The organism is Pseudomonas sp. v388 (assembly GCF_003935425.1).
Taxonomy (GTDB): domain Bacteria; phylum Pseudomonadota; class Gammaproteobacteria; order Pseudomonadales; family Pseudomonadaceae; genus Aquipseudomonas.
This window is the reverse complement of sequence record NZ_RHQN01000016.1, coordinates 1-8,094: the sequence shown is the minus strand read 5'-3', so window position 1 is coordinate 8,094 and position 8,094 is coordinate 1. Positions and strand designations below refer to the sequence as shown.

The following is an 8,094-nucleotide window of genomic DNA, read 5'->3' as shown; positions in this document are numbered from 1 at the left end:
TGCGGGAATAGCTCAGTTGGTAGAGCACGACCTTGCCAAGGTCGGGGTCGCGAGTTCGAGTCTCGTTTCCCGCTCCAGTTTTAAGCAACTTTGCTCTCGGGCAGGGTTGAGTGAAACCAGGACACATCCAAGGATGTAGTTCTGGAACTGAAACACACACCACCAAGGGTGTTTCAGGCAGTGTCCCCTTCGTCTAGTGGCCTAGGACACCGCCCTTTCACGGCGGTAACAGGGGTTCGAGTCCCCTAGGGGACGCCATTTGCGGGAATAGCTCAGTTGGTAGAGCACGACCTTGCCAAGGTCGGGGTCGCGAGTTCGAGTCTCGTTTCCCGCTCCAATTTGTACAAAAACGCCGCTCTTCTGAGCGGCGTTTTTGTTTGTGTTTTTTAAGTTGCTCGCGCTGCTCCTCTTGCCTGAGGCGTGCTGGCAGGGTGACCGCGCAGGTCTCGCCACGCTTAGCGCGCCACGACCACCTGGTTGCGGCCTTGCTGCTTACCTCTGTAGAGCGCCTGATCCGCACGGGTGAGGGCGCTCTCGAAACTTTCGGCCGAGCGAATCTCGCTGACCGCCAGGGTGGCCGTGACTTCCTGAGGCATCGGTTCAAGTTGCCCGGCCCATTCGCGGATGCGCAGCAGAATCCGCTCGGCCACCGCCAACGCTTCCCGCTCGGGGGTCTCAGGCATCAACACCAGAAACTCCTCGCCACCCCAGCGCGATGCCACGTCGGTCGCTCGCACATTACTGCTGATGGCTTCGGCCACCCGCTGCAGTATCAGGTCGCCCCGGTCATGGCCCAGGCGATCATTGATCTGTTTGAAGTGGTCAACGTCCAGCAGGATGATGGCCGAGCTTGAGGTGCTGGTCAGTTCATGAACGCCGCGCATCACTCTTCGCCGGGTGTAAAGGCTGGTGAGGCTGTCCAGATTGGCGGTATGAAACAGGCCTTGCTGCATGGCGTGGGTGAAACGAACCGACAGCGCGGTGCCGTGCAGCAGCAGCGCGGTGGCGGTCAGTACGTTGAGCAGTCCGAACCCGTCAAGCAGTTGTGGTGCGACGCCTGAGTCGATGCCCATCCACCCGCGAAATGCAAACAGGCCTGCGGCCACCGAGATGATGGCCAGGTTCAGCAGCAGTCGCCGCGTGCGTGCATGCTGAAAGCTGAATGCGATGATCGGCACCAGGCAATACAGATAGAAATGGAAATTGCTGTCCCAACCCAGCACCCAGCTGGCCAGCAGCGCGTGCAGGATGATTTCCAGGCTCATCAGTATGCCGGCAAAGCTGAATCGGCCGGCCCTGATTGCCTTGAGACAGATCACGTAGGCCAGGATACTCAACCCGTTACCCACTGCCAGAAGCGGCAGCTGCAGCGCGGCGAACAGAACGAACAGCGCGACATGAATGCCAAAGGCGATCTGCACGACAGGCACGATGTGTTGCCAGAACTGCGTCGTCGCTTCGCGTAAGAGCTGGGCGCGATCACTGGCCGAAAGGGTTTTCATCAAGCAGCCTCTGAAGCAGCCCGCGCTGGAGCCGGACAAAGCGATTTCGGATATGGGGTATGACCCTGTTATCGGCCGACCAGGCGTTGCCTTGATGAGGTGGTCGACCCGCCTGGCCATGGACAGGCTAAAAACCCTATTGACCTGAACCATGCTTGAGGTCTGAGACTGGCGGCTCTTTAATCAGGAGAGCCTTCCATGTCCTCGCTCAGTCATGAAAAAGCCTTTGAGTTATCCAATCCTTCCGGTCTCTACGACCCGCGTTCGAACGGGTACTCGCATTTGGCGCAGGTACGATCCGGGGCCCGCCTGCTGTTCCCGGCCGGGCAGGGCGGCGAGGATCACGAAGGTCGACTGTCGCCGATATTCGCCGAGCAGGTCGCGCAGGCATTGGCCAACCTGCAGACCGCGTTGCAGTCCAGGGGAGCGAGCCTGAATCAGGTGTTCAAACTGACCCTGCTGATCGTCGACCACTCGGAAGAAAAACTGCGCACCTGGGGCGCCGAGGCTGATCGAGTCTGGGGTGCTGCACTGAAACCCGCGTGCACGCTGATCCCCGTCCCACGACTTGCGCTGGACGGGATGCTGGTCGAGATCGAGGCAGTGGCGGCGGTGCTGGAGTAGTGGCCGCAGCGAGGTGAAGAGCCAGGCACCGGTGGGCTGCTTCACCTGCATGCCCGCTCAGGCCGCAACGGACCGGCTCGCGTCGCCACCCCTCAGTCGAGCGAATAGCGGACCTTGCGCCGGCTGGTCGTACATCGAGCAAAGGTTCTTCTCGATGTTCTGGCACAGGTCCTCCATGCGGATTCGGTGCTGGCTGCTGCCGAACGGCGCCTGCAGATCGGTGCCGATACGCTCCATCGCCAGCAACATGCAGCCGACCACGGTTGAAATGACCGGTGTGAACCACCCCAAGGTCGGCACCAGGCTCAATGGCATGATGATGCAGAACAGCGTGCTGAACAGTCGGGGGAAGTAGATGTAGGGAAACGGCAGTGGCGTGTTGGCGATCCGCTCCATCCCACCCTGACAGTTGGAAAGATCGACCATGGTCGTCTCCAGGCGCGCGAGTCGGATGCTGTCGAGGCGACCCGCCGCAAACTCTTGCGAGATAAGGGTCGCCGAACCGGTCAGGATGTCATTGGGGAAATTATTGCTGGCCTGCGCCTTTTGCAGCTCGGCGGTCGGAAGCAGCCCGTCGAGCTTCGACAGATCGGCACTGCCTTTCAAATGAGTCCGTAGCGCTTGCAGATAAGCCACATGGCGGCGCAATAGCATCGCCTTGACGGGATTTTCCTTGTCACGCCCGTCACCGTCGATCAGCGTCAGCACCTGGCGGCCGAAGCTGCGAGAGGTGTTGACCATCGCTCCCCACAACGTGCGTGCTTCCCACCAGCGGTTATAGGCACTGGAGTTGCGAAAGCTGATCAGCACGACCAGCGCCGAGCACAGCAGGGTCAGGGGCATCAGCGGTAGTTCGAACCCATAACCGCCGACCATCATGGCATCTACCGTGACGGCCAGGTCCCAGATCAGCAGCCAGAACAATGACCAGCCCACGTAGCTGAATGTTCTTTTGAGGCACTTCCATTTTTTCTCAAAGGGACCTGTCACTGCAGCACTCCTGTCGAAGGTCGGGGCTCATGAGCGTTGGCGAATGAGCATGATCCCGAGCCTAGAGGCAGAGGCTTAATAGTCGCTTAATTCAAGGCGCGGACCACTCGCCACGCTGTTCTCGATCTGCCCGGCCAGGTACAGGGCGCCGGCCATCACGCCGGTGGAAGGGTTTTGCACCAGCTTGAGCCAGGCCTGGTCGAACGAGGCGCCCAGGGACTGGCGGATCAAGGCTTCGCTGTCGGGCCGGTCGTTGGCCTGCATGACCGCCCGAACCCCGGCGACACCGACCGAAATCAACGCTCCAGCGAGTTTTCCCGCTACCGCCGCCACTGCGCTGGCGGCGCCGCGCGGGGCCATTTCCGCTTCGATTCGCTGGCTGGCGCGCTTGGCAACCGGTGCCATTCCGGCGTCCGTCGAGCCGATGCCCCGGTCGCCGCCCGCCGTATGAATTTTGTCGATCAGTGCCGCATAGGCCGGCAACGTGCTCAGCGGTTCGCTGCTGACCACCTGAAACAACGAAGCATTGCGTCCGGCCGGTGGCCCCAGGGCGATGGCCGGGATCTTCTGGATTCGCCCGTTGAGTTGCGGCATGGGTACGCCATGGCGTCTGGCGATGGCCACCAGTTCTCGATCCATCAGTTGCACATAAAAGCCGGTGGATTGATGCAGGATTGCGTCCGGGTCGACCTCGACTGCCACCGGCGCGAGCACCTGGCGACGATATTCCTCCAGCAGATAGGCGGCCAGGCGCCTGGCTGAAGCATCCTTGTCACCGTTGGCACTGACGGTGTACCAGCTGACCTTGATCGATAGCCATTCCTGGGTCCAGTAACTGCTGAACCACGGGATGAATTGTTCTTCGGTCTGCTGATAGACCCGGGTTCGCCAATGGTCCATGGAGCCGCGGGCAAAGAGCTTCACCTGGGCGGTGGCCTGCCGCGATGCGCTGAGAATGTCCTGATCGACTTGCTGCCATGTGGCCTGGGAAATCGGCACGGCCGGAACGATGGTCGGCGCCGGCCTGGAAGACGCGCAGCCGGCCAACGTTGCTATCACTGCGATGATCAGCGCATACCGGTTCAAGATGGCGCTTTCCTGAGACTGGACCTGTCCTGACGTTGCAGGTCTGAGTATAGGTCGCAGGGTCGAGATAGTTATCGCTGGGCGAGGATTGTGCCGAGCAGGCCGGGGAAGCGGCCGTCCAGTTCTGCGGTGCGCAGGGAGTTCATGTGCGTGGTGCCGACATTACGGGTGCGAACCAGGCCTGCGTCACGCAAGACTCGAAAGTGATGGGACATACTGGACTTGGGACGGCCGCCGTCCAGTTCGCCGCACGTAGCTTCGGCCACGTCTGCCAGCACGCGCACGATCCCCATGCGTACGGGGTCGCTCAAAGCGTAAAGCACGCGTTCGAGAATCAGGTCTTCTGGGTTGGGGTGTCGGTAGGCTCGCATGGCGAACATGATAACGGGGCTTTCACAAATTGCCATAGTTCGATTAAGATCGAACAATCGTAACTAAGCCATCCCAATCAAGCTCATCCTGGAGTCAGTGCATGTCTGCATTATTCGAACCCTACACCCTGAAGGACGTCACGCTGCGTAACCGCATTGCAATCCCGCCTATGTGCCAGTACATGGCCCAGGACGGTGTGGTCAACGATTGGCATCAGGTTCACGTCGCCGGCATGGCACGTGGCGGTGCTGGCCTGTTGGTGGTTGAAGCCACTGCCGTCGCTCCGGAAGGTCGCATTACGCCCGGTTGCGCAGGCATCTGGACCGACGAACAGGCTCAGGCGTTCATTCCAATGGTCAAGGCCATCAAGGCCGCCGGTTCGGTGCCTGGCATCCAGATCGCCCATGCCGGCCGCAAAGCAAGTGCCAATCGTCCCTGGGAAGGCGATGACCATATTGCCGACAGCGACGCCCGCGGCTGGCAAACCATCGCGCCGTCGGCCATCGCTTTCGGCGCCAATCTGCCGAAAGTACCGCAAGCCATGACGCTGGAAGACATCGCGCGGGTTCGCCAGAACTTCGTTGATGCCGCCCGTCGTGCTCGTGACGCCGGTTTCGAATGGATCGAACTGCACTTTGCTCACGGCTACCTGGCGCAGAGCTTTTTCTCGGAACATTCCAACCAGCGTACCGATGCCTATGGTGGCAGCTTCGACAATCGCAGCCGTTTCCTGCTCGAAACCCTGGCAGCTGTGCGAGAAGTCTGGCCGGAACATCTGCCGCTGACTGCCCGATTTGGCGTGCTGGAGTATGACGGTCGCGACGAGCAGACCCTGGAAGAGTCCATCGAGTTGGCGCGTCGCTTCAAGGCGGGCGGCCTGGATTTGCTGAGTGTCAGCGTCGGTTTCACTATTCCGGAGACCAACATTCCGTGGGGGCCGGCATTCCTGGGGCCGATTGCCGAGCGTGTGCGCCGCGAAGCCGACCTGCCGGTCACATCCGCCTGGGGGTTTGGTACGCCGCAACTGGCCGAAGCCGCCGTGAAAAATGGCCAGCTCGATCTGGTGTCGGTGGGTCGCGCGCATCTGGCTGATCCGCACTGGGCGTACTTTGCCGCCAAGGAGCTGAACGTCGACAAGGCTTCGTGGACGTTGCCGGCACCGTATGCTCACTGGCTGGAACGTTACCGCTAAGCCGATCAACAGCAGAACCCGCCCGGTCAGCGGCTCCACGCCTCCCCGGACGGGCCTGCGTTTGATGGGCCCGCCGCTTTCCTCCGGTAAGGCGGCCCGCTTGTCACGGTGCCATGTGGGCAGCCAGCGTCGAACAGCGGACAACTTGCGCGTTGTCCTTGTCAGGTGTGAGCTTCGCCACGTAAAGGCCTGGCGCAGATTCGATCACCAATTCATGAGCTTTGACGCTGCGCACCCTGAGTCTGGACCCGTCCTCGAAATACAAGGCGTGTCGAAAGTACTTGCCTTTCATCTCGTGAAAATAGGGTGGGGCGCTCAGGCAGCCCTGCAAGTTGCCTTCCTCGAACACATTGATGAACACGGTTCCCCCAGCATGGGGACCTGACCACAAACCAATGAGCAGTTGCGGCGGAAGGGATGCCGACACTTTGTCGTAGTTCACTACCGACAATCCCTTATGGCTTGAGCAGCTTGAAACCAGCACAGCCAAGCTTAGCGATACGAGTGCAATGGTCGCTCTGACTTTGAAATTCAATGTCGACATAGGCGCCTTGGGCTTTCACCGTCCATTCAGCAATGACCGGAACACAAAAGTAGTGCCCCTGTCTCACAATAGATTCGCTTGTATCAAAAAGGAAATATTCGCGCGCGGTCTGACCGGCGGCGTGTTCACGGCCGGCCGTTTGTATTCGATATTCTTGAACTCATGTACCCGCCTGATTAATCGAACGCTGAACGCCGGTGCAGCGTGTTCCCGCCTTCGTCTTGTCCATCGCTGGCGAGATATCGATGCGGCAAGCCCGGGGGATGTCCCTCGGGCTTGCTGAACGCTTGATGTATGCCTGGTGTCCCGTGGCGTGGAACGGGTCAATCCCCGGTCGCTCGCAATGGCTCGTTGTAAGCCTCGTCGGAGCTTTCGGAAGTCAGGGCCGTTTTGGGATGCATGGACTGATGGCTCGATCTGTTTTTTGCCGCCTGGTTGCTGTCAGCAGTGTCGGCCAGCTCATCCGGCTGGATGGCGGGTGCCGAGGTCGAGGAAGGCAGGGCTGAGGATCGAGCTCCGTCATGCTGTACCGCGGTTTCTTCGAGGGTGGTCGAACAGGCAGTACAGAGCATACTTGCCAGCGCCACGCTCAGTAAGGTGGGTTTCATTTTCGTACGCCTCCTATCGAGTCGCACTGATAAGTCTGGACCCATGTCCAGCTGTCCGGGCGGTTCTCGACAAGTGGCTCTCGGGTGAGTCACCTGATTCATCTTTGATCGGCGAATTGAAATGCACCGCGTTGCGCGACAGAATCGCCCCCGGTCCAGGACCAGTCCCAAATCCCCACCTATATAAGGAGCGGCAGTTGAACGAACAGACCTTGTCCGTACGCCTCGAACGCGTGGCGGCACAGGTGCCGGCCGGTGCGCGCCTGGCCGATATCGGTTCGGATCATGGCTATCTCCCTGTGGCGTTGGTCCATCGCGGGTTGATCAGCGCGGCAGTGGCGGGGGAGGTAGCTTCGACGCCGTTTCGTTCGGCACTGCGTACCGTGCGTGACAACGGCCTGGAACGGCAGATCACAGTCCGCCTGGCCGACGGCCTGGAAGCGATAGAGCCGGCAGATGGCATCACGGCGATCAGCATCTGCGGCATGGGCGGCGAAACGATCCGCGACATCCTCGACAGCGACCAGGCGCGTCTGAGTGGGGAAGAGCGTCTGATCCTGCAGCCAAATGGTGGCGAGCAGCCGCTGCGCCGATGGTTGATGGAGAACCGTTACCGCATTGTTCATGAGGAAGTGCTGCGGGAAAATCGCTGGGACTATGAAATCCTCGTCGCCGAACGCACCGGACCGGTGGCATACACCGAGCAGGAACTGTACTTCGGTCCGCTGCTGATTCAGGCTCGCAGTCCGGCGTTCCTCGGCAAATGGCGAAGCAGGCTGATGCAAAGGCAGAAGACACTCGGCGGCATTGCCCGGGCGGGGCGCGCTCTAGCCGAGGCAAGGACAAGCGACATTGCCCGGCAGGTCCGCTGGATCACGCAGATGTTGGGCTGAGCCGCCTGAAAAGGCTGGGTCATTCAGGCAGCGCAGGGCCGTTAGTCGTCAGGATGGAAAGAACATGGAGATAGGGGGTTGACCACCTTCTGAAATACTGTATTATTCGCCTCCCGCTGACGAGCAACGCAAGTTGATCGAGGCGCAAGTGGTTGAAGTTGATAAGGAAGCTTGGAAAGCTTCAGAAAATAACCGCTTGACAGATGCAGAGGACGCTGTAGAATGCGCGCCTCGGTTGAGACGAAAGAATCAACCACCGCTCTTTAACAACTGAATCAAGCAA

General features: G+C 60.2%; 9 protein-coding genes and 3 tRNA genes. 6 read left to right on the top strand and 6 right to left on the bottom strand.

Annotated elements, in window-relative coordinates; translation table 11 throughout:
• The first annotated feature begins 1 nt into the window (after position 1).
• The 3 genes from EGJ27_RS24635 (at position 2) to EGJ27_RS24625 (ending at position 337) form a co-directional block, all read left to right on the top strand.
• A tRNA-Gly gene (locus EGJ27_RS24635) sits at positions 2–77 on the top strand.
• Between the two features lie 105 nt (positions 78–182).
• Positions 183–258: transfer RNA gene (locus EGJ27_RS24630), tRNA-Glu, on the top strand.
• 3 nt (positions 259–261) lie between these two features.
• Positions 262–337: transfer RNA gene (locus tag EGJ27_RS24625), tRNA-Gly, on the top strand.
• Between the two features lie 118 nt (positions 338–455).
• On the opposite strand, the gene EGJ27_RS24620 is transcribed toward EGJ27_RS24625, so the two are convergent.
• A complete protein-coding gene (locus EGJ27_RS24620; protein WP_125833347.1) occupies positions 456–1,502 on the bottom strand; it encodes a diguanylate cyclase in 1,047 nt (348 codons plus the stop codon).
• A 198-nt stretch (positions 1,503–1,700) separates the two neighbouring features.
• On the opposite strand from EGJ27_RS24620, the gene EGJ27_RS24615 reads away from it, so the two are divergent.
• A complete protein-coding gene (locus EGJ27_RS24615; RefSeq protein ID WP_125833346.1) occupies positions 1,701–2,126 on the top strand; it encodes a RidA family protein in 426 nt (141 codons plus the stop codon).
• Between the two features lie 57 nt (positions 2,127–2,183).
• Here EGJ27_RS24615 and EGJ27_RS24610 read toward each other — a convergent pair whose 3' ends face one another.
• From EGJ27_RS24610 to EGJ27_RS24600, 3 genes are all read right to left on the bottom strand, one after another.
• Positions 2,184–3,116, bottom strand: coding sequence for a bestrophin family protein (locus EGJ27_RS24610; RefSeq protein WP_125833345.1), 933 nt, complete (start codon positions 3,114–3,116; stop codon positions 2,184–2,186).
• Between the two features lie 75 nt (positions 3,117–3,191).
• Positions 3,192–4,202 (bottom strand): hypothetical protein, encoded by a 1,011-nt coding sequence (locus EGJ27_RS24605; protein WP_125833344.1) that lies wholly within the window; start codon positions 4,200–4,202, stop codon positions 3,192–3,194.
• A 71-nt stretch (positions 4,203–4,273) separates the two neighbouring features.
• A complete protein-coding gene (locus tag EGJ27_RS24600; RefSeq protein ID WP_177523099.1) occupies positions 4,274–4,609 on the bottom strand; it encodes a helix-turn-helix transcriptional regulator in 336 nt (111 codons plus the stop codon).
• A 65-nt stretch (positions 4,610–4,674) separates the two neighbouring features.
• Here EGJ27_RS24600 and EGJ27_RS24595 point away from each other — a divergent pair, with 65 nt between their 5' ends.
• Positions 4,675–5,766, top strand: a complete 1,092-nt coding sequence (locus tag EGJ27_RS24595; protein WP_125833343.1) for an NADH:flavin oxidoreductase/NADH oxidase — start codon at positions 4,675–4,677, stop codon at positions 5,764–5,766.
• A 103-nt stretch (positions 5,767–5,869) separates the two neighbouring features.
• Here the strand turns inward: EGJ27_RS24595 and EGJ27_RS24590 are convergent, their stop codons facing one another.
• Together EGJ27_RS24590 and EGJ27_RS25160 are read right to left on the bottom strand one after the other, a co-directional pair.
• Positions 5,870–6,208: a hypothetical protein gene (locus EGJ27_RS24590; protein ID WP_125833342.1), complete on the bottom strand. Its 339-nt coding sequence runs from the start codon at positions 6,206–6,208 to the stop codon at positions 5,870–5,872.
• 425 nt (positions 6,209–6,633) lie between these two features.
• Positions 6,634–6,918: a hypothetical protein gene (locus EGJ27_RS25160; RefSeq protein WP_256672923.1), complete on the bottom strand. Its 285-nt coding sequence runs from the start codon at positions 6,916–6,918 to the stop codon at positions 6,634–6,636.
• A 197-nt stretch (positions 6,919–7,115) separates the two neighbouring features.
• Between EGJ27_RS25160 and EGJ27_RS25155 the strand changes: the two genes are divergently transcribed.
• Complete coding sequence (locus EGJ27_RS25155) at positions 7,116–7,811, top strand: tRNA (adenine(22)-N(1))-methyltransferase TrmK (RefSeq protein WP_256672922.1); 696 nt, start codon at positions 7,116–7,118, stop codon at positions 7,809–7,811.
• Positions 7,812–8,094 lie beyond the last annotated feature (283 nt).